Raw genomic sequence first — 23,186 nt, 5'->3', positions numbered from 1 at the left:
GTGGGGAAGGCTGGAACGCATGAGCCCCCGACCCGCCCGCGCCGCCGCCGACCCCCGTTCCCGCGCGACCCCCTGGGCGGTGGCCGCCGCCTCGTGGTCCCTGCTCTACGTCGTCTCCAAGGTGGAGTACGCCCTCGCGGGTCGGCCGGGTGTGACCGGTGGCCCGGAGGTGGGGGCCGCGTCGTACGCCGCCCACGGTCCCGGTGAGGTGGCCGCGGCCCAGTGGGCCAACGCCGGGGTGGGGCTGGTCGTCGTCCTGCTGTTCGCGGCGTGTGCGCTGCCGGCGGCCCGGCGGGCGCCCCGGTGGCTGTCGCTGCCGCCGGTGGGCGCGGTGGCGCTGATGGCGACGGTGGGCGCGGTCGTCATGGTCGGCCGGGACGTGTTCACCGGTTCCGGGGGAACGCCGTTCGGTCTCTACTGCCCGGTGTGGGCCGTGCTGTCCGCGGGGGTGCTGGTCGCTCTGGCCCGAGGGCGATGACCGCGGGGGTCGCGCCCGCCCCGGGCCGACCCCCGAATCGGTCAGTCGTCGGCGGTGGGCGCCCCGGCCTCGATGAGGATCTCGCGGATGATCCCGGACTTGGCGTCGGCGTAGTCCTGGATCCGTTCCCAGGTGCGTTCGGCCAGTTCCCGTTTGACCGCGACGTAGCGGTCGCGGGCCGCGGGGTTCGCGATGAGGTGATCGCGGAACAGGCGCATCCGCTCGGCCTCCGAGCAGCCCTCGCTGAAGACGTGCAGGTTGAGGTTGATCCCCGGCCCCTTAAGGACGCGGTGCTCGTACCAGTCGGGTTCGCGGATGACGAGGGTGTACCCGACGGCCTCCAGGTCGGGGAGGTAGGCGGGTTCGTCGGCGGAGTCGGCGACGACGAGCAGCAGGTCGACACAGGGTTTGGCGGGCAGTCCCGGGACCGAGGTGGAGCCCACGTGCTCGAAGAGCAGGACGCGGTCGCCGAGGGCCCCGTGGACGCGCCCGGACTCGCGCTCGAACAGGTAGGGCCACTTGGGGTCGTAGTCGGAGATGTGGACCCGGCCGTTGACGAGGTTGCGGTGCTCAGGGGCGACCTCGATCCGCGGTTCACCTCGTGAGGGCAACGGTGACGCTTCGAGGGGTGACATTCAACAAAGGGTTCTCCGGTTCACCTCCCACGTCAAGGGCATCGGGCGTCGCTTACATATGCACGTGTATTCGTAACACCGCCGAACACGGCGGATCCCACGGAGAGCAACACGGCAGATACGCATAGAGAGAATTCGACTCCCTTTTTCCCATGCTTTTCCCCGTTTTCTTCACGCCCTTTACCCGAACCGATCACCGTCGGTCACTCCGGCGCGGCGACCGGGAGGGGTCGCGCGCACGACCGGACGGGTCGGCCGGGGCACCGCCCCCTCACGTGCGGCTCCGAGCACCCGGGGTCGGCCTCGTCGGGATCGCGGAGCGGTCCCCGAGGCGGGCGCGGACACGGTTCCGGCGTTCCCGCCGAAGCGCGTCGACACCACCGATGGGTGCGCGTCGCGCACCGCTCCCGAAGGCGTGCGGGGCCGGCCCCGGTGTCGGCCCTCCCCGACCCGGCGTCAGCCCCTACGGCGGCGTCCGCCCTTCTTGCGCCGGGAGGCGGGCCGGGCCTCGGCCGCGCGCTCGTCGGCGATCTCGGCATCGTCCAGGGCGCGTTGGGCCTTGACCCCGTAGGGGTCGGCGCTGGAGCGGCGCACCCACACCACGACCAGGGCCAGTCCGAGGAGCAGCACCGCACCGCCCGTGACGAACCACGCCCATAGCGGGACTCCGCCGCCCTCGTCGGCCCGGTCGGCCAGGTCCTGGTCGACGAGGGGGACGTCCTGGGCGTCCCCGGCCGCCAGGGCCCGCGCCCCGGGCAGGTGCAGGCTCGGAAGCCCGTCAGGCCCCTCCTGTCCGCCCTCCACCAACGCGGCGCGGACCTGTTCCGGGCGCAGTTGCGGGTAGGCCGAGCGCAGCAGGGCGGCGGCCCCGGCCGTCATCGCCGCCGCGTACTCCGTGCCGGTCACCTGGGCCTGACCCATGTCGGGTCCCGCGGTCTCCAGGTCGGCGCCGGGAGCCACCAGTTCCATGACCCCGGGTTCGGGCGAGTCCGGGATGAGTGCCGCGTTCTCGTCGATTCCGCCGACGGCCAGCACATTGGGGTCGGCGGCGCCCCCGGCCGGGCCGACCACGAGGGCGCCCATGGCGACGGCGTCGCGCGTGGCCCCGGTGAGGTCGGCCCCCTCGGGGATCTCGGGCAGCAGGACGACCTGGGCGCCGGACTCGGCGGCGTGGCGCACGGCGGCGGCCAGCCGGCCCTCGGTGGGGATGATCAGCAGCCCGGCGTCGGGGGCCACGCCGAGCACACCGCCGTCGGCGTCCATGCCGTGCCCGTGACCGGCCACCAGGGCTGCCGCGGCACTGCCGGTCTCGGCGTCCCCGTCGTTGGTCCCGAACTCGTCGTCGATGGTGACGTTGTCGACCAGGTCGGGGTGATCGTCGTAGACCGACGCCCCGGGCAGGCCCACCGTGATGCCCTGTCCCTGTGTTTCCGACCACAGTTCCTGGGCGTTGACGGACTGCAACCCCCATTGTTCGGGGCGGAAGTCGGGAACCCCGTCGGCCGCCGCGGGGGCGGCGGTGAGACCGAGAACGGTCACCGCGGCGATGGCGGCGATCCCGGTGTGGTTCTCGTTACGGCAGATGCCCCCGAGCACGACAAGCCCCCTCGAACTTTGCTCCCTGTACCAGCGCAATTCTGTCATGAGCACAGGTTTCCGGCGTGGACAAGTGACCGTGAGGGTAGGAAAGGCAACTGTAGCCCCGCTGCCAGTCCTGGGTTTTCCGCTCCGCATCCGGCATGTCGAGTCGCTAGCATGTGTCGGGCCGATCCGGACAAACCAATTTCCCGTCCAGGGGGTGTCCCATGCCGAATATCGGTCCGACCGGAGACGGTCCGTCGGCCCTCGCCGAACGCGATCAGCGCATCCTCGCCTTCGAACGCCAGTGGTGGAAGTTCGAGGGATCCAAGGAACAGGCGATCCGCAACGAGTTCGGGTTCTCCGCCACGCGGTACTACCAGTTGCTGAACGGGCTGGTCGATCGCCCCGAAGCACTGGCCTTCGACCCCATGACGGTCAAGCGGCTGCGTCGGGTGCGCGCCGACCGGCAGCGTCAACGCAACGCGCGCCGGCTGGGCATCCGACTCTGAGGCCCCTTTTCGGTCGCTCCATGCCTGAACCTTCATGGATGCGACCCGAGGTCCGAAACCATACCAATGGTGCAGAAAAACGCGGGTGCGCACCACCGGTGCGCACCCGCCCCTCTCCTCTCTCGCGGTGCGCCACGGCGCACCGGTCCCGCCGGGCGACGGCGGAACGCGGGGCGGACGCCGGGCACCGGTTCCCCCGCCTCTCGGAAGTCCACCCCCCGTTCACCGGTCCCGGCTAGGTTGGAAGACCGGAAGAGCCCGCCCGGAAAGGTCCGCCATGCCGCTGCCCGCACCGAGCACGCACGAAGGGCGCGCCGCGCTCGACGCCGTGCTGACCGATCCCGCCAAGGCCCTGGCCGCCTTCGACTTCGACGGGACCCTGGCGCCCATCGTCGACGATCCACGCACCTCGGCCCCCTACCCGGGGATCGTGGACCGGCTCGTCGACCTGGCCGGACGGCTCGGCACGATCGCCGTCGTCACCGGCCGTCCGGCCGACACCGCCCTCCGTCTGGGCGGCCTGGACCGGGTCCCGGGCATCATCGTGCTGGGCCACTACGGTGCCGAGCGCTGGATGGACGGCCGGGTCGTCGCGGCCGACCCGCCGCCCGGTGTGGCCCTGGTCCGGAGTGAACTGCCGGTCCTCATCGACTCCCTGGACGCCCCCGAGGGCACCTGGATCGAGGACAAGGGCCGCTCGCTGGCCGTGCACACCCGGCGCACCGCCGACCCCGAGGCCGCGTTGACCCTGCTCGCCCCGCACCTGTCCGCACTGGCCGAGCGGGCGGGGTTGCGGGTGGAGCCGGGGCGGATGGTCATCGAACTCCGTCCACAGGGTGTGGACAAGGGCGAGGCCCTCTCCGCGCTGGTGGACGAACGCGCCGCCGGGGCGGTCCTGTACGCCGGTGACGACCTGGGCGACCTGCCCGCGTTCGAGGCCGTGACGCGGCTGCGCACGACCGGCGTCCCCGGCCTGACCGTGTGCTCCTCCTCCAGTGAGGTGACCGAGGTCGCCGACGCCGCCGACCTGGTGGTTCCGGGGCCGGGTGGGCTGGCGGAATTCCTCGGCGATGTGGCCGACGCCCTGAACCGGCGCTGATCCGAGCGACACCGGCTCACGGGGTCGAGTCGTGCGCCTGCGGCGAGACGGCCGATCGGGCCGCCGATCGCAGGTCCGCCAGGCCGGTGCGGTCCCGGCCGTAGTGCACGGCGTTGGTCAGCACGCCCACGTAACGGCCGCTGGTCGGGTGCATGAACAGACTCGTCCCGGTGAAACCGTTGTGGTACACCACGCCCTCCGGTGTGACCAGCCAGCCCAGCCCGCGTGACAGCCGTTGACCGGCGTCCACGTGCGGACGCCAGCTCGCCTTGACGAAGGACGACGGAACCGGACCGTCGCCGCCGTCGTGGATGCGCAGCATCTCCCGGGCGAAGGCGCCCAGGTCGATGGCGGTCGTGAACGCCCCCGCGTGCCCGGCCACCCCGCCCATGAGCGCCGCGGCCTCGTCGTGCACCACGCCCCAGGCGGGCGCCGCCCCCGGCAGCCGTCGTTCGGTGGGCGCCACCCCCGGCGATCGGGCCAACGGGCCGAACGACGTGGACCGCAGGCCCAGCTCGTCCCACAGGTCGGCGGCCAACCGGTCCAGGCCGGTGCCGTACAGGCGCTCCAGCAGCAGGCCGAGCAGGATGAACCCGCGGTCGACGTACCGGTGCCCGGGTTCCTCCAGCGGATCGGCCAGGATCGCCTCCGACAGGTCCTGTTCGGTGCCGACGTACCTCTCCAACCAGGTCACCGGGTTGAGCCGGCTGGTGTGGGTGAGGATCTGCCGAGCGGTGATGCCCGACCCGGGCAGGTCGTCCACGAGCAGGTATTCGGACATCGGGGCGTCCAGATCCAGCATGCCCTCGGCGACCGCCTGGCCGACCAGCGGCCATGTCGCCATCATCTTCGTCAGGCTCGCCACGTCGTAGGCGACGTCCGGAGCGGTGTCGCTCTCCTCGTTGATCCGGCCGACCGCGACGAACTCCCACATCCCCCCGGTTCCGATGACGGCGGCGCCGCCGGGCAGCCAGCCCGCGTCCACCATCACCTTCAGGACACCGCGGATCCGTGCCCCCGTCTCCGTGAGCCAGTCCCCATCACGCACCACACGCCTCCCCCGGATGTTGTCGACTCACTCGGCGGATACCCCGTTATCCACCTGTTGTCACACCGTGCCGGAGTCCGCACAGGACGAAACCCTCGCAGGTCAGGGCCGTAATCAGGGCCCCGTCGCCGACCGGAGTAGTCTGGCGCCCACGAGTTCCGAGGAGGACGATTGAGCAGCAACACCCCCGTTCCCGCCGGTTTCCGCGGTGTCGCCGGGAACATCGGGATCAAGGACCCCAACGACGACTTCTTCGCGGTGGTCTCCGAGGTGCCCGCACACGTGTCGGCCGTGTTCACCCGATCCCGGTTCGCGGGTCCGAGCGTGCTGCTCAGCCGACGCGCGGCGGCCGACGGCCGGGCCCGGGGCGTGACCGTGATCGCCCGCAACGCCAACGTGGCGACCGGGGGCACGGGAGACGAGAACGCCCGCGAACTCCAGGAGCGGGTGGCCGAGGCGGCGGGGGTCGGATCGGACGAGATCCTGGTCGCCTCGACCGGCGTGATCGGCCGGCCCTACCCGATGGACAAGGTCCGCGCCCACCTGGACGCGCTGCCCGAGGAGTTCCCGCCGGCCGACCTGGACCGGGCGGCGGCGGCGATGATGACCACCGACACCCATCCCAAGATCGCCTCGGCGAAGGTGGGGAACGCGACCCTGACCGGGATCGCCAAGGGCGTGGGCATGATCGAGCCGGACATGGCGACGATGCTGGCGTGGTTCTTCACCGACGCCGACATCGAGCAGCCGCTGTTGGACGAGGTGTTCCGCCGGGTCGTGGACCGCACGTTCAACGCGCTGAGCATCGACGGCGACACCTCCACCAGCGACTCGGCGGCGATCTTCGCCAACGGTCTGGCCGGGGCGGTGGACACGGCCGGGTTCGAGGCGGCGCTGTTCGAGGTGGCACTGGCGCTGGTGCGGATGATCGCCTCCGACGGCGAGGGCGCGAGCAAGCTGCTGGAGGTGCGCGTGACGGGTGCGCGTGACGACCTCCAGGCCAAGCGGGTGGCCAAGGCGATCGTGAACTCCCCGCTGGTGAAGACGGCGGTGCACGGCGCCGACCCCAACTGGGGGCGGGTGGCGATGGCGGTCGGCAAGTGCTCGGAGGAGACCGACATCCTGCCGGAGAGGACCCGGATCCTCTTCGGCGACGTGGAGACCTACCCGGCGGAGAACACCGACGAGGTGCTGGCGCGGGCGGCGGAGCACATGAAGGGCGACGAGGTCGTGATCTCGGTGGACCTGGGCGTCTCCGAAGGGGTGTTCACCGCGTACGGGTGCGACCTGACCGAGGGCTACATCCGCATCAACGCCGACTACACCACCTGAGCACGGACGGGGGCGGGCCCGGCGCCCGCCCCCGTCCTTCCGCCAGGGGATCAGACGTGCACGTCGGGCTCGACCTGGTGCCCGAGGCCCTCGGTGACGGCCGGGGCACCACGGCCCCGGACCGACGCGCCGAGGGCCGACCGGCCCGCCGGCGGGCGGCGCGCACCGGCCCGGGTCAGACCCGGGAGAGCCGACCGGGACGCCACAGGAGGGCCGCCGCGGTCCCGCACGCCCCGACCGCGAGCGCCGAGCCGGCGAAGGCCACCACGGGGTCCAGGCCTCCGGCCAGACCGGCCAGGGGGTAGGTGACGAGGAACCAGGCGTGGGAGAGGGCGAAGCGAGCGGCCATCACCCCCGCCAGGCCTCCCTCGGGGGCGGCGTCGCGCAACACCCGACCGGAGGGGGCGGCGATCAGGGAGCAGCCGGCCCCCAGCACCGCCCAGCCGGCTCCGAGCACGATCGGGCCGGGGGCCAGGGCCCATCCGACCGCCGTGAGCGCCGCCCCGCCGGTGAGCACGACGGGGCCGGCGAGCATGAGCGCACGGGTGCCGAACCGGTCCACCAGTCGGCCCAAGGCGAAGGCGATCACCATGGAGCCGACCCCGAAACACGCCAGGGCCAGCGCCACACCGGTGTCGGTGCCGCCCAGGTGGGCGCGGACCAGCACCACGGTGTCCACCAGGACCAGGGCGGTGACCACGGCCACCGCCAGGTCGAGGAGGATCACGGCCCGCAACCGGCGGTCGGTGACGAAGACCCACCACGTCGCGGCGGCCCGTCGGGGGTCGCCGGTGCGCGGGGGAAGCCCGGTGGTGAGCACCAGGGCTCCGGAGACGCCGAAGGCGACCGCGGTGAGCGCGAACAGGGCGTGGAACGGCAGCAGGGTGAGCAGGACGGCGGCCAGCAGGGGCGAGGCCAGGGCTTCGACGTCGTAGGCCAGGCGTGAGAGGGCCAGCGCCGACGTGTAGCCGGAGTCGTCGACCAGCTCGGGGATGATCGCCTGGAAGGCGGGGGTGAAGACCGCCGAGGCGCATTGGAGCACCGCGATCAGGACGTACACGTGCCACACCTGATCGACCCAGGGAAGGGCGCCCACCGCGAGCGCGCGCACCGCGTCGGCCCCGACCAGCACGCCCCGACGGGGTACGCGGTACAGCAGGGCGGTGAGCAGGGGGCCGGCACCGACATAGGCGAGCATCTTGATGGTGAGCGCGGTGGCGAGCACCGCGCCGGCACGGTCACCGGCCAGGTCGTAGGCGAGCAGGCCGAGGGCGACGGTCGCCAGGCCGGTACCGCTCAGCGCCACCACCTGGGCCGTGAACATCCGCCGGTAGGAGGGGGAGTCCGCGAGAACGCGCCACATCAGGATCACCACCGTGGAGGAGAGGGGACGACGCCTCGAATCATATATGTGCGCAAGTACGCACCTATTGATGAACGGGTCTCCGACGAGTCCGGGTAAGCTGAATGACCAAATGAAACTTTTCAGTCATTAAGGCCATCGTCATGGTCCGCCCCAGCGTCGATACCGCCGTGATCCTCGAAGCCGCGGCGGACGTGCTCGCACGGCACGGCCCGACACGCACCACGATGGAGGAGATCGCCGCCCGCGCCGGAGTGGCGAAAGGGGTCCTCTACCTGCGTTTCCGCGGCAAGGAGGCCCTTCTGCGAGCGGTCATCGACCGCGAGATGGGACTCGCCCTGGACGTCACGCGTGAGGCGGTCGCCACCGACCCTCGCGGTGGCCTGCCGTCACGACTGTTCGCGCACTCCCTGAAGGCGATGCACGACCGCCCCTTCCTGGTCTCGCTCTACCAGGGCTCCCGACCTCCCGGAGGGTTCGGCGGCGACGGCCCCGCCCTCCATCGCTCCCATGGCGTCCTGGACGTCGACTTCCTCCGGGAGTTGTCCGAGGCCGGCATGCTGCGCGCCGACATCGACGCCTCGGCACTCGCGGTGAACCTGGCGGTGTGGAACGTGGGCCTGGCCGCCACCGCACCGCACGGGGACGTGGACGCCCTCATCCTGTCCATGGGAACGCTGGTCGCCCGTTCCGCCGACGCCGACGTCGAGGACACCGACCCGGGCAAGGAGTGCTTCGCGCGCCTGGCGGACCGGCTGGCCGAGACCTGGGGGCACCGATGACACGGCTCATGCCCCCCGGCGCCGAGGTCGGCTTCATCGAGGTGGACGGCGGCCGTGTCCGGGCCCTGACCGCCGGAGAGCCGACCGCACCGCCGATCGTGCTGATCCACGGCGGGGGCACCGACAACGCGGCCATCTCCTGGTACCGACTCATCGAACCCCTGGGAAGGACGCATCGGGTCATCGCGGTGGACCTGCCCGGTTTCGGGGGGACCACCGGGATCCCCCCGGTCGGAGGCCCCTGGGAACAGGCCGATCTCGTCGCGCGGACGATGGCGGCCATCGGCGTCGAGGGCGCGGTCGCGGTCGGTGTGTCCATGGGCGGGGACGTGGCGCTGCGGCTGGCGCTACGGCACCCCGGAGTCGTCGACGGCCTGGTGCTCATCGCACCCTGCGGCCTCGTGCCGATCCTGCGCGACCGTTTCGCGCACGGCGCCGCGTGGCTGACGACCCGGTTGCCCGAACGCCTGCTCGTCGCACTCGGCGGATTCACCGGGCGGTTCACCCGTTCGTTGATGCGCGCCGTCGTCCACGACATCGCCACGTTGCCCGAACCGGTGATCGAGGAGTTCGCACGCGAGGCGACCGCGCCGGGGGCCTCCCTGGCCTTCGTCCGTTACAACCTCGCCACCATCGGGCGCGGGACCATGCTCAACTACGCGATGGACGAGGTCGCGTCCATCACGGCCCCCACCCTTTTCCTCCATGGTGAGAAGGACCCGTTGGTGCCGATCGACGGTTCCCGCCGGGCCGCCGCGCTGATGCCGGACGCCCGCCTGGTCAGCGTGCCCGAGTGCGGCCACTTGGCCCATCTGGAGGCCCACGACCGGTTCTTGAGCGAGGTGATCCGGTTCCTGGACGGGATCCGGCGCTGACCGGGCCGTGCGTGTCGGGAGACCCGTACGGCCCGGTCGGCCGGTCCGGTGGACGCCCGCCGTTCCCGTTCGGTGGCGGTGAACGGCGGCGTGCCTCAGGCTCCGCCCCTCTCGGCGCCCCTCGTCACGGTGTCAGGGCTTGCGCGCCACGCCGCCGTACTGGTCGAGCCCGCGACGGGTGCCGACCTCGATGGGCGCGGGGCGCCACAGGGGGCAGGGGACGACGCCGGGTTCCAGCAGTTCCAGTCCCTCGAAGCGGGCCGCGATGAACTCCGGGCTGCGCAGCAGGTACGGGACGTCGCCCTGCTTGTTCCCGACCTCGATGGCCGCGTTGTAGGCCTCGCTGGTGTCGGCGCCGTCGTAGCTCGCCAGGTGGCTGCCCGAGGGCAGGGCGTCCAGCAGGCGGCGGACGATCGGCTGGACCTCGTCCTCGGGGATGTGGCCCAGGATCCCCATGAGCATGAGCGCGATGGGCCGATCGAAGTCCAGCGTCTCGGCGGCCCGCTCCAGGATGGTGTCGGGGTCGCGCAGGTCGGCGTCGATGTAGTCGGTGGCCCCCTCGGGAGAGCCGACCAGCAGGGCGCGCGCGTGTGCGAGCACGAGGGGGTCGTTGTCCACGTAGACGACACGGCTCTCGGGGGCGATCGACTGGGCGACCTCGTGCGTGTTGTTGGCGGTGGGCATCCCGGTGCCGATGTCGAGGAACTGGCGGATCCCCACGTCGCGCGTCAGGTGGGTCACGACGCGGATCAGGAACTCCCGGCTGGTCCGGGCCAGGTCCACGATCTCCGGGAAGCCCTCGGCCACCGCGTCGCCCGCCAGGCGGTCGATCGGGTAGTGGTCCTTGCCGCCCATCCAGTAGTTCCAGATACGGGCCGAGTGGGTCCGGGTGGTGTCGATCTGGGGCGAGCGGTCGGAGCCCGCGGGCGCGGGCCTGTCGTCGGTCATGGGGGTGTCCACCTCGATGCACAGGGGGTCCGCGTCTCAGGGTGGGGAGTCCGACGCCGAGACACCGGAAAGCCCGCCCACGGCGGAGGTTTGAGTCGGATCAACGATAGACGACACCACCGCCGTCGCGTGGCCGCGCGACGTTCGGGCCCGCGCCGGCGGAGGACCCGAGCGGACCTAGACTGCGCGTATGCGGACCAGCGACGACCGGCGGACGACCCCGAGCCTCTCCCACCCCGCGCCCCTCGATCCGGATCGGATCGCCGTGGCGGCCGGGGTCTTCGCCCTGCTGTCCGACCCCACCCGCCTGCACCTGCTGTGGCTCCTCGCCGAGGACGAGGCCGACGTCGGCCGCCTCACCGAGGCCTGCGGGGCCTCGCGCACCGCCGTCTCCCAGCACCTGGCCAAGCTGCGTCTCGCCGGACTCGTGGAGTCGCGACGCCACTCGCGCCACGTCATCTACCGGCTCAGAGACGGCCACCTGCGCAGGCTGGTGCTGGAGGCCCTCAACCACGCCGACCACGTCGTCACGGGAGAGCCCTTCCACGAGTGACCGCGACGGCCGGACCGGGAAGGAGGCCACGACGCCCGCGGTGTCTCGTTCGCCATCCTGACCACGGGCCGTTGGGACGAGGTGGCCTCCTACGTCGAGTTCGTGGGCTACACCCAGCCCTGGTACTCGGTGCGCGACGTGGCCGCGCCGGTCGGCGGCGAGATGGGTTTCCTCGCCTGCTTCCTGCGTGACGGCGATCGGGCGTTCCTCACCTACTCCACGACGGGCCGCGGTACCGAGCCGGCCAACGGATCCGTCAGCCTGCTCGACATGACGCCCTACGGCCGCGGCGAGGCGTGGGAGGACAGGCCCGAGGGGCGCGACGCGTCCTGGTTCTGGCGCTCGGACGCGGACGGCAACGCCACCCCGGGCCCGACCGGCCGCCCCGTACCGCAGTGGACCCGCCCCGGCGCGACCCCCGTGAAGACCCTGGGCCGGAACGGCCACTGCCACTGACACCCCTGGGCCGACGGCGTCGGTGGGTGGCGTCGGAGGTCGGGCGGAACCCCCGCACGACGCGAACGGTCCGCCCCGGTGGGCGGTTCCGCCCGAAAGGTGAAGGACTCCTGGTGGGAGGGGGCCGTCCGGGTCCGCCGGCCCGCTCAGGGGTCCGGGACGAAGACGCTCAGGCGGTACCACGTGTCCTGTTCCAGGCGACCGCACAGGACGTCGAGGCGCAGGTCGTCCTCGCGGTACCGCTTCAGGCGGTCCCGTTCCCGAGCCCGGTGGGCACGCATCTCCGCCGGGTCGGTGGTCTCGAAGAGGATCTCCCACCGCCCTGAGGCGTGGCGGGCCGACCGCTCCCGTGCCCGCCGCCGTTCGCGTTCACGACGCGCGCCCTCACCCGGCACGGCCCCTCCTTCAGTCGGCGGTCCTCTCCCACACGGAGACGTGCTTCTCGCTCTCATCACCGAAAGGCGACCGGTCCCAGTCCTCCCAGCGGTCCACCGGGCGCATTCCCGCGATCCTCGCCATGAGGTCGAGTTCCGCCGGCCCTACGTAGCGGAAGGGGACGGGACGCGGGTGGGGATCGAGACCGATCGCGTCTCAGGCGTCCCGGTCCTGATCGGACATCCGGTCGCGCGCCTCGGACAGGGTCGCGATCAGCTTGTCCAGGTAGGGGCGGTCCCTGCTGTCGTCGTGCAGGTGGAGGGTCACCCCGGGAGCCACGTCGATCAGGGCCAAGGCCAGGAGTTCGGGGTTGTCCTCCTGCCAGAACACCTTGACGTCCTCGACGTCGGGCTGGCTGATGGAGATCTGCACGTTGGTGGTGATCGAGGTCGTGGTCACGGGGGCCTCCTCAGGGTTCGATGCGGGACCGGGCCGGTCGGAGGGCCCGACGGCCGGCCGCGAGAAGCGCGGCCCCCGGTCACGACGGCCATGACCCGGTCGGGACGCCCGCTCACGGCCTCAACCTACCCGCGGATCGGAGCGATCTCCCTTCCCCGTGGACCTCGTCGGTGCCTCGGCCGGGGTCGCGGGTCCGGGGAAGGCCCCGGAGGCGCGAAGCTCCTCGTTGATCCGCTGCGCCTCCTCCAGTTGGTCCTCCAGGATGATGATCCTGCACGCGGCCTCGATCGGGGTCCCGGCGTCCACGAGCTCGCGGGCCCGAGAGGCGATCCTCAACTGGTAACGAGAGTAACGGCGGTGGCCGCCGGCCGAACGCAGGGGCTCGATCAGGCGGGCCTCCCCCAGGGCGCGCAGGAAGGCCGGCGTGGTACCGATCATCTCCGCGGCACGGCCCATGGTGTAGGCGGGGTAGTCGTCGTCATCGAATCGGTCTTCTGCTCCGGGACGGGGCAAGCGTTCCTCTTTCTCTCCTCAGCCCACACCGAGGGCCCCGACGCCGTTAAGCGTCGGGGCCCGAGAGTTCAATACCATCTACCGGCCGCTGCCGGTCTTCCGCTTCCCAAGGACGAGCCGATACGGGATAACGGGGATCGCGGTTGTGTGACCGTGGACCACCTTCTTCCGAATCCGGGGCCTGCGGTACCCGAGTGGAGCCACCTCACACCCGGGCGATCCTGATGGCATCTGCTCCTCTCGATCTCACTTCGTGCATGACTTCCTGGCGCGGTTCCCCCGTACGGGCGGGATACCGATGTAACGGTCCTACCGGCTCCCGACGCCGTCCAACACTCGCGCGCCGGTCGAGCCCTACCGCGTACTGCTCTCCTGCTCCGGTATCCCCTGTACCGCGGGATGCCGGTCCTGCCGTACACCGGCGTATCCGGTGGTCAACCAGTGGATCTCTGTTCCTACGAGAGAAAAGGTATCAGGAGCACAGGCCAATATCTACCGTGAAGAGAAGAGATTTTGTCGTGTCCTTCCAGCAGGGTCCATGGCGCCCCGAAGGACGGATCCGGACCCGCGCGCACGGGACCCGACGAGGGCGCGCCGAGAGCCTCCCCGCGCGGGTGGGGTGCGCGGGGGCCGGGCACCCCCGTGGGAACGGCCCCGGCCGGGGCCGGAGTCGCGGTACCGGGAACCCTGCCGGCGTGCCCGCCGCCCTGGTCGTTCCTGATGGGCGCGCTCTCCCTGGAAGGGCCCGCCCCGAGCCTGTGAGGCCGGGAACGGGCCCGGTGCCGCTCGGGTACGGTCGGCGGGTTCCGGCGCTCCTCGACGAGCCGACGCGGCTCCTCTTCTCCGGGCCGTCCCGCACGTTCCAGGACCCGGGGGAGGCGAAGGCTTCGACGGCCCCGTCGTCGCGGGTCGACGACCCTGGAGACATCCGTGCCGGCGCCGTCGAGGGCCTGGGAGGGGTGGGCACGGACGGAAACGGTCATGTCCCGGCACGATCAGAGGTCATCGTGTACACGATGACCTCTGATCGTCCGTGACCCGTGAGGGCGCGGGGGCGAGCCCGCAGAACCCGCCCCCGCGTGGAGACGTCGTGCGGTCAGGCGGACGACGCCTCCGGTCGTGGCCGGGCATCCGCTGCGGTCCCACGGCGACGGAGTCCGACCACGACGGTCATAGGGCGGCGACCTCCGGCCGCGCGGCCTCGCGGACGGCCGCGCGGGCCCGCTCGGCACTGGACGCGGCGAGGGCGAGCTGGGCCAACCGGAGGCATTCGCCCCGGGTGTGGTTGGCCAGGGCGTGACGCACCCCCGGCAGGGCCGGAGCGGACATCGACAGGCTCGTCGCCCCCAGCCCCACCAGGACCAGGGCCAGCAGCGGGTCGGCGGCGGCCTCTCCGCAGACGCCCACCGGGGTGCGCAGGTGCTCACCGGCGGATCCCACGGTCCCGATGAGGGACAGCAGCGATGGCTGCCACGGATCGAGCAGGTCCGGGAGGGAGCCCAGGGTGCGGTCGGTGGCCATCGTGTACTGGGCGAGGTCGTTGGTGCCGATCGACACGAAGTCCACCTTGGTCAGCAACCGGTCGGCGAGCAGGGCCGCCCCCGGCACCTCGATCATCACCCCGACCCGGGTCACCCCTTGGGCGCGGGCGAGGTCGGCGAACTCCTCGGCCTCCCCCGGCGTGGACACCATGGGCGCCATCACCCGGACGTCGGCACCGGTCTCCTTGGTGGCCGCCGCGATGGCGGCGAGCTGGTCGACGAGCAGGTCCCGGTGCAGGCGGGCGGTACGGTAACCGCGCACCCCCAGGGCCGGGTTGTCCTCCTCCCCGACCGGGACGAACGCCAGCGGTTTGTCGGAGCCCGCGTCGAGGGTGCGCACGGTGAGCGGGCGCCCGGCGAACGCCGCGAACAGCCGGGCGTAGGCGACGGTCTGCTCTTCGCGGGTCGGTGGCTCGGTCCGCTCCAGGAAGAGGAACTCGGTGCGCAGCAGGCCCACGCCCTCGCTGTCGTGGGCGGCGGCCGTCTCGGGGTCGCCCTCCCCGACGTTGAGCAGCAGGGGGATCGGTACCCCGTCCGCGGTCGCCCCCGGGCCGGTGGACGAGCTCAGCAGGGAGCGGCGCAGTTCGGCGCGTCGGCGGATCCGCCGGCCGGTGTCCTCGTCGGGTTCGACGATGACGAGCCCCTCATCGCCGTCGATCGCCACCGTCGCCCCGTCCTGGAGGGAGTCGGCGTCCGCGCAGCCGACGACCGCGGGCAGCCCGAGGCCCCGGGCGAGGATGACGGTGTGGCTGGTGGGTCCGCCGTACCGGGTGACGATCCCCAGGACCGTGGCCGGGTCGAGCCGAACGGTGTCGGCGGGCGCGAGGTCCTCGGCGACCAGGACGTGCGGAACGCCCGGATCGGGCAGCCCCGGCATGGGCAGGTCGAGCAGCGCGGCCACCGCACGATCGCGGATGTCCGCCAGGTCGGCGGCGCGTTCGGCGAGGTACCCCCCGGCGGCCAGGAGGAGTTCGCGGTAGGTCTCGCAGGCGTTGTGCACCGCCCAGGCCGCGGGGTCGCCGGCGGCGGTGCGCTCACCGATCCGACGGCCGAGCTCGGGGTCGCGGGCCATGAGGGCCTGGGCCCCGAGCACCGCCGCGGCGTCCCCGCCGAGCTCGGCGGCCTGGGTGTCGAGGCGGGCGGCGACCCCTTCGAGGGACCGTCGGGCGGCCTCGGCCTCGGTGTCCGGGTCGCCGGCGGCGGGACGGTGGTCGGGCAGGCGCGGTGGCGGCGCCATGCGCGCCACCGGACCGACCGCCGCACCCGGGGCCGCCGGGATGCCGTTGAGGTGGGAGGGGGACCGGGTGTGCGCCATGATCACTCCGTGGGTCGGTGTTCCCGTGATCTCAGGGAACATCAGGAGGGCGGGTCGTGGTAGCCCCGTTTCCGGGGCCGTGGGGAGGTCAGGGCTGGATGGTCACCTTGATGGCGGTGCCGGAGGCGACCGTCTCGATGGCCTTGTGCACGTCGGCCAGCGCCATCCGCTCGGTGATGAGGTCGGCGACGGGCACCGCGCCCGTGGCGATCAGTTCCAGGGCGCGCTTGTTGTGCTCGGGGCTGGAGCCGTTGGCGCCGAAGATCGAGATCTCCCGGTAGTGGACGATGTTGGAGTCCAGGGCGATGATCGGGTTGTCCTTGGGCAGGCCGCCGAAGAAGCTGATCCGACCGCTGCGGCCGACCATCCTCAGCGCGTCCTCCTGGGCGCGTCCGGCGGCGGCGGCGGTGATGACCACGTCGGCGCCGCGTCCGTCGGTGAGGCGCAGCACCTCTTCCACGGCGTCCACCTCCTCGCCGCAGATCGCGGCGTCGGGCTCGACGATCCGGGCGGACATGTCGAGGCGGCCCCGGTTGACGTCCACGAGGAAGACCTTCTTCGCACCCTTGGCACGGGCCAGTCGCACGTGCAGGCAGCCGATGGGACCGGCGCCCATCACCACGACGACGTCGCCCTCACCGACCCCGGCGATCTCCTGGCCGTTGAGGACGCAGGCGAGCGGTTCGGCGACGGAGGCCTCGGCGTAGTCGAGGCCTTCGGGGATGCGGTTGACCCCGTCGACGGCCAGAACGGACTCGGGGATGATCATGTACTCGGCGAACCCGCCGTCGTAGTGGTAGCCCATGGACTCCTGGCGCGAGCACACCGTGAACCGGCCGTCGGAGCACTCCGTGCAGGTGCCGCACGGGATGGCGGCGATGACCTGGACGGCGTCGCCCTCGGCCCAGCCCTCCACCCCGTCGCCGACCTGGACGATGCGGCCGGCGATCTCGTGGCCGATGACCCGGGGCGGATCGATGTGGTGGTGTCCGTGACGGAAGATCTTCACGTCGGTGCCGCAGGTGGAGCAGTTGACGACGGCGATCTTGAGCTGGCCGGGACCGGCGGTGGGTTCGGGTGCCTGTTCCAGTCGGATGTCACCGGGGGCGTAGAAGCGGGCGACGAGCATGTTCGGCCTTTCGTGTTGCGGCCCGGGTGCGGGGATTGTCCCGCTCGGGCGGTGGTCCCCCGCCCGCCGGTCCGGGGAGTGAGCGGACGGCGGGCGGGGCGGTGAGGACGACCGGGCCGTGTGACGGCCACCGGGGTCAGTCGTCCGAGGGTTTGGGGTTCAGCAGTGCCACCACGTCGGCCGGGGTCGCGGCGGTGCGCAACCGGGCGGCCTTGTCGGGGTCGGTGAGGACCCCGGCCAGTGCGGTGAGGATGCCCAGGTGCTCCTCACCGGAGGCGGCGATGCCGATGGCGACGTGGACGGTGGGGCCGCCCCAGTCGACCCCGTCGGGGAACTGGATCACGGCCAGCCCGGTCCTCCTGACGAAGACCCGGGACGGATCGGTCCCGTGCGGGATGGCCACCCCCTCCCCGAGGAAGGTGGGTACCGAGGCCTCCCGTTCGTGCATCGCGGTCAGGTATCCGGGTTCGACGGCGCCGAGTTCCAGCAGGAGTTCCCCGCACTGGTCGATGGCGTCGGCCCGGTCCTTCGCGACGCGGCCCAGGCGGACGGCGTCCTCGGTGAGGACCAGTCGGGCCGATTCAGCCGGCAAGGGTGCCCCCGTCCCGGACGGCCTTCTCGACCTCGGCGAACACGGGGTCGCCGAGGAACATCCGGAAACCGAGCACGACCGTGTCCGGCACCCGGGTGCGGGCGCGCGCGGCCAGGCCCTCCTGGACCAGGACCAGGTCGGCGTCCTCGGGGATCCGGTCCACCGGCGAGTGCTCGACGTTCACGCCGTACTTGCCGAGGCTGCCCTTGAGCTGGGTGGTGAGCAGGACGCTGCTGCCCATACCGGCGTCGCAGGCCACGACGACCTTCTTGATCTCGGACCCTTGGATGCTGCTCATACGGCGCTCTCCTCGTTCTTCTCGGAGTTCTGCTGGGTCGCGGCCTCTTCGCGGGCGGCCTTGCGCTCGGCCCGGCCGAAGCCGAGCAGGAGCGAGGAGACCACGAAGGAGACCACGGTGGCCACGGTGACACCGGCCAGGACGGACAGGTGACCACCGGGCGGGGTGACGGCCATGAGGGCGATGATGCTGCCGGGCGAGGCCGCGGAGACGAGGCCGGCGTCCAGGACCATGAAGGTGGCCACACCGGACATGCCGCCGGCGATGACGGCCAGGATCAGCTTCGGCTGGGCGAGGATGTACGGGAAGTAGATCTCGTGGATGCCGCCGAAGAAGTGGATGACGATGGCGCCGGGCGCGGTGGCGCGGCTGATCCGGGGGCCGAAGAGCATGCAGGCGATGAGCACGCCGAGGCCGGGGCCGGGGTTCGTCTCGATGAGGAACTCGATGGCGCGGCCGTCTTCGAGGGCGCGGGCCGTGCCCAGCGGGGTGAACACGCCGTGGTTGATGGCGTTGTTGAGGAACAGCACCTTGGCGGGCTCGACGATGATCGAGACCAGCGGCAGCAGGCTGTTGTCGATGAGGAACTGCACCCCGGCGCCGAGGCCGTTGGCGATGCGGCTGACGATCGGTCCGACGGCGTAGGCGCCCAGGACCGCCATGAGCGCGGCGAGGATGCCGGCGCTGAAGTTGTTGACCAGCATCTCGAAGCCGGACTTGATGCGCGGCTGCACGACGCGGTCGAAGTGCTTCATGAGGTACGCGGCGAGCGGACCCATGACCATGGCGCCGAGGAACATCGGGATCTCGGCGGAGACGATCACACCCATGGTGGCGGCAGCGCCGACCACACCACCGCGCTGCCCGTACACCATGGTGCCGCCGGTGTAGGCGATGAGCAGGGGCAGCAGGTAGGTGATCATCGGCCCGACGAGCTGGGCCAGGTACTCGTTGGGCCACCAGCCGTCGGGGATGAAGAGGGCGGTGATCAGGCCCCAGGCGATGAACGCGCCGATGTTGGGCATGACCATGCCGGCGAGGAACCCGCCGAAGCGTTGGATTCCCGAGCGCGCCGAGGCGAGCGCCGTGTTCTGCTGCTGTGCGGTGGACATGTGGGGGACCTCCTGAGAGGTGCGGCCGGCGTGGGAGCCAGGCCGTAGAGGTGGGTGGTGAGTGGGCACCCGTCCGGTTGGACGGACGGTGTTCGGACGGGGACGCACCGCCCCGAACGGGTGCCGGTCCTGGTCAGACCGCCCGGACGCGGGGTCCGGCGGCCTCCAGTTCGTCGGCGAGGCCGCTGGCCAATCCCTGGTCGGTGATGATCAGGTCCAGGTCCTCGACGGAGGCGAAACGGGCGAAGTGGTCGTTGCCGACCTTGGTGTGGTCGGCGAGGAGGACGGCTCGTCTGGCCGAGGCGATCATGGCGCGCTTGACCTCGGCCTCCGCCGGATCGGGCGTGGTGAGCCCGCGTTCGACGGAGATGCCGTTGGTGGCCATGAAGGCGACGTCCACGAAGGATTCGGCCAGCGACCTCAGTGCCCAGGCGTCGACTGCGGCCTGGGTCCGGGTGCGCAGACGACCGCCGAGCAGCATCAGGTTGATGTTGGTGCGCGGCGTGAGCGTGAGCGCGATGGAAAGGGAGTTGGTGACGACGGTGAACTCCCGGTCGACGGGCAACTGCTCGGCGAGCCGGCCGATGGTGGAGCCGGCGTCGAGCAGGATGGCGCCCTCGGCCGGGAGTTCGTCCAGGGCCGCCTTGGCGATCCTCTCCTTCTCCTGTGTCATGACGGAATCGCGCACGTTGAGCGCGGGCTCGAAGCCCAGTCGCTCGACGGGGATCGCGCCACCGTGGACCCGCCGCAGGACCCCGTGGCGTTCCAGCGCCGTGAGGTCTCGTCGGATGGTCTCGTAGGTGACGTCGAACTCCGCGGCGAGCCCCGTGACGTCGACCCGGCCGTCCCGGCGGGCGCGTCCGAGGATCGCCTGCTGGCGCTCTTCCGCGTACATGTTGGATCACCTGTGTTTCGGTGTGGTTTTCGGTGAGTTTAATCGTGTTGCCTGGGACACACAAGGGGTACCTTCATCCAATATCGCAGCAAGACCACCCGGGGACCGTGCTCTCGCGCCACCTGGCGCGAACATCGCCGTGAACATGGAGGGAAGCATCCACGGGACCCACCCCGGTACGTCGGACGGCACCCCTACGGTGTTCCAGGGAACCGGAAACCAGGGGGCAACAGTATTGACACACACAGATGAACACACATAATCAAAGGCAGTCCAACATCCGGACCGGGCCGGGCGCAGCGACCGCGAAAAGAGCTTCCATGATCCTGACCCTCACCCCCAACCCGAGCGTGGACCACACCTTGGAGGTGGACCGCCTCGTCCGAGGCGAGGTCCTGCGGGTGGGTTCCACGCGTGCCCAGCCGGGCGGCAAGGGCGTCAACGTCGCCCGGGCCCTGCACCTGGCGGGGGCGGACACCCGGGCGATCCTGCCCGTGGGCGGGGGCGGCGGTGCCGAGCTCACCACCCTGCTCGGCGACCTGCCCCGCCTCACCGTCCCCATCGAGGGCGAGACCCGGGCCAACGTCGCCGTCACCGAGACCGACGGCACCACCACCAAGCTCAACGCGCCCGGCCCCCACCTGTCCCCCGCCGAGACCGACTCCCTCCTGGCGGCGCTGGAGGACGAACTGTCCGGGCGCCCCGCCTGGGTGGTCGCCAGCGGCAGCCTCCCCGCCGGGGCCGGCGACGACCTGTACGTGCGCGTGGCCGAGCTGACCGCCGCCCACGGCGTCGCCCTGGCCCTGGACACCTCCGGCAAACCCCTGGAGGCGGCGGTGAACGCCGGTTCGGTCGCGCTCGTCAAACCCAACCTGGAGGAGCTCTCGGAGCTGAGCGGCCGGCCTCTCACCGGTGTCGGCGAGGTCACCTCGGCCGCCCGGGAACTCATCGCCCTCGGCAACGGATCGGTCCTCGTGACGCTGGGTGGGCACGGTGCCATACTCGTGGGGCCCGAACACGTGTGGTGGGCGCGCGGTCCCCGGGTGCGCACCCGCAGCACCGTGGGCGCCGGCGATTGCGCCCTCGCCGGGTTCCTGATCCCCGCCGACTCCCCCGTCGAACGTCTGCGCCACGCGGTCGCCTGGGGGACCGCCGCGGTGTCCCTGCCCGGAACGACCATCCCCTCACCCGACGACGTGAACGTCGACGCCGTCGAGGTGGTCCCCGATCCCGATCCGACCTGGCCGATCGACTCCCTCGTCGACCGCCCGTGACCAGGTCAACGGACACTCCCAAGGAGCAACAGATGTCCCAGCGCACCGTCGCCGTCGGTTCCGTCCTCGGACTGCACGCCCGTCCCGCCACCCTGTTCGTGCAGGCCGTCAACGCCACCGGCCTGCCCGTCACCGTCGCCGGCGAGGGACAGGACCCGGTGGACGCCCGCAGCCTGCTCGCCGTGATGTCCCTGGGCGTCAAGCACGGCGAGGAGGTCACCCTCGCCACGGAGGGCGAGAACGCCGAGGAGGCCCTGGACTCCCTGGCCGAACTCCTCGCCTCCGACCTGGACTCCTGATCCCCGGGGCCGTGGGTCCCGACGAACACGAACGCCCGCGCCGCCGATCATCGGATCGGTGACGCGGGCGTTGGCGTGTTCCGCGTGTTCGGGCGCGCCGCCGGAGCGGTCAGTCCCGGTCGGGGGCGACCCGGTGGATCCTGTGCTGGGCGGCCTGGGCACGGGGGCGGACCACCATCAGGTCGATGTTCACGTGCGCGGGCCGGGTGATCGCCCACACGATGGTGTCGGCGACGTCCTCCGCGCTGAGCGGGTCGGGCACGCCCGCGTAGACGGCCTCGGCCGCGTCGGAGTCCCCGCGCAGCCGGTTGAGGGAGAACTCCTCGGTCTTGACCATGCCCGGGGCGATCTCCAGGACCCGGACGGGCTCTCCGCACAGTTCCAGGCGCAGGGTCGCGGCCAGGGTGTGCGCGCCGTGCTTGGCCGCGACGTACCCGCCGCCGCCCTCGTAGACGACGTGCCCGGCGACGGAGCTGACCACCAGGACCGTGCCGGCCCCGCTCTCGACGAGCGCGGGCAGCAGGGCCTGCGTCATGTTGAGCACGCCCAGCACGTTGACCTCGTACATCGCCCGCCAGTCGGCGGGGTCGGCGGTGGCGACGGATTCGGTGCCGATGGCTCCGCCGGCGTTGTTGACCAGCACGTCGCAGGACGGCAGGGACGCGGCGAAGGCGTCGACGGCGTCCCGGTCGGTGACGTCCAGGACCTCGGCACGGGCGTTGTGGCCGGCCTTCACGAGTTCGGCCGCGAGTTCCTCGACCCGGTCGGCGCGGCGGGCCACGAGGACCACGTCGTACCCCTCGGCGGCCAGACCCCGGGCGGTGGCGGCGCCGATACCGCTGCTGGCGCCGGTGACGACGGCGGTCGCTGTCATGGTGGTTCCCCTCCTGCAAGGTCGTTGTCGCGCCGAGCGTATCCGGGGGACGCCCGGGACGGTCCGGTCGCCCCCGGGCGCCTCGGTGCGCGCGTCGTCGACGGCGTGCGCGCCTGGCCCGGGGCGCGCCCCGGGCCGGGAGAAATACCCCCGGGAAAACCGGCCGATCTCCAGAAGGCCATGACAATACAACCTTGACAGGAAGAATCAAAAGCAGATTTGGCCGAATTCGGCCACCCACTTGCGGCACGTCGATTCGCTTCATAGCGTTCACCGGGACCGAACGCAGTCGACCCGAGGAAAAAATGAAGTTGACGTTGTCTTTCACCTCCCTGGCCGCCGCCGTGATCACCGGTGCCGCCCTTCTCGCGACACCCGCCCAGGCGGCCGAGGTCCCGACCCTCCCCCAGGGCGCACCCGTGGGGATCGAGACCCACGTGGTCTCCAGCGAGACCGAGCCGACCGGGACCACGGTCGTCCGCCTCTCGGACGGCGCGGTCCTGCGCGACGCGCCCGCCGGATCGGTGGAGGCGGCGAACAAGTCGTGCGCCGCCAAGGAGGTGTGCCTGTGGAGCGGCACCAACCACACCGGGCGGAAATTCAGCTACGCGGCAGGGAGCACCTGCTGGAACATGTTCAGTCCGATGGTCGTCAGGTCCCTGAAGACGGGGTCCCAGCGCGTCCTGCCCGCCATCTGGACGAAGAAGAACTGCAAGGGGACGCCCTCCAACAGCTACCGGCAGGGGGTCAGCGTCCCCTCGATGAACCACTACGCCGCGTCGGTGCGCTTCTGATGTGACGGGACCGCGCGAGCGGGAACGACGGGCGCCGCCCCCGGTGGGATCCCACCG

General features: G+C 71.7%; 25 protein-coding genes and 1 pseudogene. 11 read left to right on the top strand and 15 right to left on the bottom strand.

The window, feature by feature from the left end; all coding sequences use genetic code 11:
- The first annotated feature begins 19 nt into the window (after window positions 1-19).
- Complete coding sequence (locus RM479_RS10870; protein WP_311511592.1) at window positions 20-478, top strand: hypothetical protein; 459 nt, start codon at window positions 20-22, stop codon at window positions 476-478.
- Between the two features lie 41 nt (window positions 479-519).
- Here RM479_RS10870 and RM479_RS10865 read toward each other — a convergent pair whose 3' ends face one another.
- The gene (locus RM479_RS10865) at window positions 520-1,113 is read right to left on the bottom strand and encodes a GrpB family protein (protein WP_311511591.1); all 594 of its coding nucleotides are present in this window, start codon (window positions 1,111-1,113) and stop codon (window positions 520-522) included.
- A 456-nt stretch (window positions 1,114-1,569) separates the two neighbouring features.
- Window positions 1,570-2,709: a S8 family serine peptidase gene (locus RM479_RS10860; RefSeq protein WP_311511590.1), complete on the bottom strand. Its 1,140-nt coding sequence runs from the start codon at window positions 2,707-2,709 to the stop codon at window positions 1,570-1,572.
- Between the two features lie 209 nt (window positions 2,710-2,918).
- Between RM479_RS10860 and RM479_RS10855 the strand changes: the two genes are divergently transcribed.
- Both RM479_RS10855 and otsB read left to right on the top strand, forming a co-directional pair.
- Window positions 2,919-3,203, top strand: coding sequence for a DUF3263 domain-containing protein (locus RM479_RS10855; protein ID WP_274808366.1), 285 nt, complete (start codon window positions 2,919-2,921; stop codon window positions 3,201-3,203).
- A 277-nt stretch (window positions 3,204-3,480) separates the two neighbouring features.
- Entirely contained in the window at window positions 3,481-4,302 is an 822-nt protein-coding gene (otsB, locus tag RM479_RS10850; protein WP_311511589.1) for a trehalose-phosphatase, read from the top strand.
- Window positions 4,303-4,318: 16 nt separating this feature from the next.
- On the opposite strand, the gene RM479_RS10845 is transcribed toward otsB, so the two are convergent.
- The gene (locus RM479_RS10845; protein ID WP_311511824.1) at window positions 4,319-5,350 is read right to left on the bottom strand and encodes a serine hydrolase domain-containing protein; all 1,032 of its coding nucleotides are present in this window, start codon (window positions 5,348-5,350) and stop codon (window positions 4,319-4,321) included.
- Between the two features lie 171 nt (window positions 5,351-5,521).
- On the opposite strand from RM479_RS10845, the gene argJ reads away from it, so the two are divergent.
- A complete protein-coding gene (gene argJ / locus RM479_RS10840; protein WP_311511588.1) occupies window positions 5,522-6,682 on the top strand; it encodes a bifunctional glutamate N-acetyltransferase/amino-acid acetyltransferase ArgJ in 1,161 nt (386 codons plus the stop codon).
- A gap of 175 nt (window positions 6,683-6,857) precedes the next feature.
- On the opposite strand, the gene RM479_RS10835 is transcribed toward argJ, so the two are convergent.
- Complete coding sequence (locus tag RM479_RS10835; RefSeq protein WP_311511587.1) at window positions 6,858-8,045, bottom strand: MFS transporter; 1,188 nt, start codon at window positions 8,043-8,045, stop codon at window positions 6,858-6,860.
- 143 nt (window positions 8,046-8,188) lie between these two features.
- On the opposite strand from RM479_RS10835, the gene RM479_RS10830 reads away from it, so the two are divergent.
- Window positions 8,189-8,827 carry a TetR/AcrR family transcriptional regulator gene (locus RM479_RS10830; protein WP_311511586.1) on the top strand — a complete coding sequence of 213 codons (639 nt, stop codon included), beginning with the start codon at window positions 8,189-8,191 and terminating at the stop codon, window positions 8,825-8,827.
- A complete protein-coding gene (locus RM479_RS10825) occupies window positions 8,824-9,702 on the top strand; it encodes an alpha/beta fold hydrolase (RefSeq protein ID WP_311511585.1) in 879 nt (292 codons plus the stop codon). Before RM479_RS10830 ends, RM479_RS10825 begins: the two co-directional genes overlap by 4 nt.
- 132 nt (window positions 9,703-9,834) lie before the next feature.
- Here the strand turns inward: RM479_RS10825 and RM479_RS10820 are convergent, their stop codons facing one another.
- Entirely contained in the window at window positions 9,835-10,650 is an 816-nt protein-coding gene (locus tag RM479_RS10820; RefSeq protein WP_311511584.1) for an SAM-dependent methyltransferase, read from the bottom strand.
- A gap of 190 nt (window positions 10,651-10,840) precedes the next feature.
- On the opposite strand from RM479_RS10820, the gene RM479_RS10815 reads away from it, so the two are divergent.
- Both RM479_RS10815 and RM479_RS10810 read left to right on the top strand, forming a co-directional pair.
- Window positions 10,841-11,203, top strand: a complete 363-nt coding sequence (locus tag RM479_RS10815) for an ArsR/SmtB family transcription factor (protein ID WP_311511583.1) — start codon at window positions 10,841-10,843, stop codon at window positions 11,201-11,203.
- Between the two features lie 45 nt (window positions 11,204-11,248).
- Window positions 11,249-11,659 (top strand): annotated as a pseudogene (locus tag RM479_RS10810) (DUF899 family protein); the annotation flags it as partial.
- Window positions 11,660-11,805: 146 nt separating this feature from the next.
- Here RM479_RS10810 and RM479_RS10805 read toward each other — a convergent pair.
- From RM479_RS10805 to RM479_RS10765, 9 genes are all read right to left on the bottom strand, one after another.
- Window positions 11,806-12,054 carry a hypothetical protein gene (locus RM479_RS10805; RefSeq protein WP_311511582.1) on the bottom strand — a complete coding sequence of 83 codons (249 nt, stop codon included), beginning with the start codon at window positions 12,052-12,054 and terminating at the stop codon, window positions 11,806-11,808.
- Window positions 12,055-12,250: 196 nt separating this feature from the next.
- Window positions 12,251-12,493, bottom strand: coding sequence for a hypothetical protein (locus RM479_RS10800; RefSeq protein WP_311511581.1), 243 nt, complete (start codon window positions 12,491-12,493; stop codon window positions 12,251-12,253).
- A 120-nt stretch (window positions 12,494-12,613) separates the two neighbouring features.
- Window positions 12,614-13,006, bottom strand: coding sequence for a MerR family transcriptional regulator (locus RM479_RS10795; RefSeq protein WP_311511580.1), 393 nt, complete (start codon window positions 13,004-13,006; stop codon window positions 12,614-12,616).
- Between the two features lie 1,170 nt (window positions 13,007-14,176).
- On the bottom strand, window positions 14,177-15,862 hold the full coding sequence (ptsP, locus tag RM479_RS10790; protein ID WP_311511579.1) for a phosphoenolpyruvate--protein phosphotransferase: 1,686 nt from the start codon (window positions 15,860-15,862) through the stop codon (window positions 14,177-14,179).
- A gap of 88 nt (window positions 15,863-15,950) precedes the next feature.
- Complete coding sequence (locus RM479_RS10785; protein ID WP_311511578.1) at window positions 15,951-16,991, bottom strand: zinc-dependent dehydrogenase; 1,041 nt, start codon at window positions 16,989-16,991, stop codon at window positions 15,951-15,953.
- 136 nt (window positions 16,992-17,127) lie between these two features.
- A complete protein-coding gene (locus RM479_RS10780; RefSeq protein WP_311511577.1) occupies window positions 17,128-17,583 on the bottom strand; it encodes a PTS sugar transporter subunit IIA in 456 nt (151 codons plus the stop codon).
- Window positions 17,573-17,881, bottom strand: a complete 309-nt coding sequence (locus RM479_RS10775) for a PTS lactose transporter subunit IIB (protein WP_311511576.1) — start codon at window positions 17,879-17,881, stop codon at window positions 17,573-17,575. Before RM479_RS10775 ends, RM479_RS10780 begins: the two co-directional genes overlap by 11 nt.
- Window positions 17,878-18,993: a PTS mannitol transporter subunit IICB gene (locus tag RM479_RS10770; RefSeq protein WP_311511575.1), complete on the bottom strand. Its 1,116-nt coding sequence runs from the start codon at window positions 18,991-18,993 to the stop codon at window positions 17,878-17,880. The genes RM479_RS10775 and RM479_RS10770 overlap by 4 nt, the downstream gene beginning before the upstream one ends.
- A gap of 133 nt (window positions 18,994-19,126) precedes the next feature.
- Complete coding sequence (locus RM479_RS10765) at window positions 19,127-19,888, bottom strand: DeoR/GlpR family DNA-binding transcription regulator (protein ID WP_311511574.1); 762 nt, start codon at window positions 19,886-19,888, stop codon at window positions 19,127-19,129.
- A 320-nt stretch (window positions 19,889-20,208) separates the two neighbouring features.
- On the opposite strand from RM479_RS10765, the gene pfkB reads away from it, so the two are divergent.
- On the top strand, window positions 20,209-21,162 hold the full coding sequence (gene pfkB / locus RM479_RS10760) for a 1-phosphofructokinase (RefSeq protein ID WP_311511573.1): 954 nt from the start codon (window positions 20,209-20,211) through the stop codon (window positions 21,160-21,162).
- A gap of 32 nt (window positions 21,163-21,194) precedes the next feature.
- Window positions 21,195-21,461: an HPr family phosphocarrier protein gene (locus RM479_RS10755; protein ID WP_311511572.1), complete on the top strand. Its 267-nt coding sequence runs from the start codon at window positions 21,195-21,197 to the stop codon at window positions 21,459-21,461.
- Window positions 21,462-21,570: 109 nt separating this feature from the next.
- Here the strand turns inward: RM479_RS10755 and RM479_RS10750 are convergent, their stop codons facing one another.
- The gene (locus RM479_RS10750; protein ID WP_311511571.1) at window positions 21,571-22,335 is read right to left on the bottom strand and encodes an SDR family NAD(P)-dependent oxidoreductase; all 765 of its coding nucleotides are present in this window, start codon (window positions 22,333-22,335) and stop codon (window positions 21,571-21,573) included.
- A gap of 305 nt (window positions 22,336-22,640) precedes the next feature.
- On the opposite strand from RM479_RS10750, the gene RM479_RS10745 reads away from it, so the two are divergent.
- Complete coding sequence (locus RM479_RS10745; protein WP_311511570.1) at window positions 22,641-23,129, top strand: peptidase inhibitor family I36 protein; 489 nt, start codon at window positions 22,641-22,643, stop codon at window positions 23,127-23,129.
- Window positions 23,130-23,186 lie beyond the last annotated feature (57 nt).

Source organism: Nocardiopsis lambiniae, from assembly GCF_031845465.1.
In the GTDB taxonomy this organism is placed as follows: Bacteria; Actinomycetota; Actinomycetes; order Streptosporangiales; family Streptosporangiaceae; genus Nocardiopsis; species Nocardiopsis lambiniae.
The sequence above is the reverse complement of the archived record's forward strand: the minus strand, read 5'-3'. Positions and strand labels throughout refer to the sequence as shown.

What these genes read in the sequence shown, in the direction of transcription:
- RM479_RS10865 (WP_311511591.1), bottom strand. Translation starts at nt 1,113, where the DNA reads ATGTCACCCCTCGAAGCGTCACCGTTGCCCTCACGAGGTGAACCGCGG.
- RM479_RS10870 (WP_311511592.1), top strand. Translation starts at nt 20, where the DNA reads ATGAGCCCCCGACCCGCCCGCGCCGCCGCCGACCCCCGTTCCCGCGCG.
- otsB (WP_311511589.1), top strand. Translation starts at nt 3,481, where the DNA reads ATGCCGCTGCCCGCACCGAGCACGCACGAAGGGCGCGCCGCGCTCGAC.
- RM479_RS10785 (WP_311511578.1), bottom strand. Translation starts at nt 16,991, where the DNA reads ATGCTCGTCGCCCGCTTCTACGCCCCCGGTGACATCCGACTGGAACAG.
- RM479_RS10765 (WP_311511574.1), bottom strand. Translation starts at nt 19,888, where the DNA reads ATGTACGCGGAAGAGCGCCAGCAGGCGATCCTCGGACGCGCCCGCCGG.
- RM479_RS10815 (WP_311511583.1), top strand. Translation starts at nt 10,841, where the DNA reads ATGCGGACCAGCGACGACCGGCGGACGACCCCGAGCCTCTCCCACCCC.
- RM479_RS10750 (WP_311511571.1), bottom strand. Translation starts at nt 22,335, where the DNA reads ATGACAGCGACCGCCGTCGTCACCGGCGCCAGCAGCGGTATCGGCGCC.
- ptsP (WP_311511579.1), bottom strand. Translation starts at nt 15,862, where the DNA reads ATGGCGCACACCCGGTCCCCCTCCCACCTCAACGGCATCCCGGCGGCC.
- RM479_RS10855 (WP_274808366.1), top strand. Translation starts at nt 2,919, where the DNA reads ATGCCGAATATCGGTCCGACCGGAGACGGTCCGTCGGCCCTCGCCGAA.
- RM479_RS10820 (WP_311511584.1), bottom strand. Translation starts at nt 10,650, where the DNA reads ATGACCGACGACAGGCCCGCGCCCGCGGGCTCCGACCGCTCGCCCCAG.
- RM479_RS10825 (WP_311511585.1), top strand. Translation starts at nt 8,824, where the DNA reads ATGACACGGCTCATGCCCCCCGGCGCCGAGGTCGGCTTCATCGAGGTG.
- RM479_RS10830 (WP_311511586.1), top strand. Translation starts at nt 8,189, where the DNA reads ATGGTCCGCCCCAGCGTCGATACCGCCGTGATCCTCGAAGCCGCGGCG.
- RM479_RS10835 (WP_311511587.1), bottom strand. Translation starts at nt 8,045, where the DNA reads ATGTGGCGCGTTCTCGCGGACTCCCCCTCCTACCGGCGGATGTTCACG.
- pfkB (WP_311511573.1), top strand. Translation starts at nt 20,209, where the DNA reads ATGATCCTGACCCTCACCCCCAACCCGAGCGTGGACCACACCTTGGAG.
- RM479_RS10775 (WP_311511576.1), bottom strand. Translation starts at nt 17,881, where the DNA reads ATGAGCAGCATCCAAGGGTCCGAGATCAAGAAGGTCGTCGTGGCCTGC.
- RM479_RS10745 (WP_311511570.1), top strand. Translation starts at nt 22,641, where the DNA reads ATGAAGTTGACGTTGTCTTTCACCTCCCTGGCCGCCGCCGTGATCACC.
- RM479_RS10755 (WP_311511572.1), top strand. Translation starts at nt 21,195, where the DNA reads ATGTCCCAGCGCACCGTCGCCGTCGGTTCCGTCCTCGGACTGCACGCC.
- RM479_RS10770 (WP_311511575.1), bottom strand. Translation starts at nt 18,993, where the DNA reads ATGTCCACCGCACAGCAGCAGAACACGGCGCTCGCCTCGGCGCGCTCG.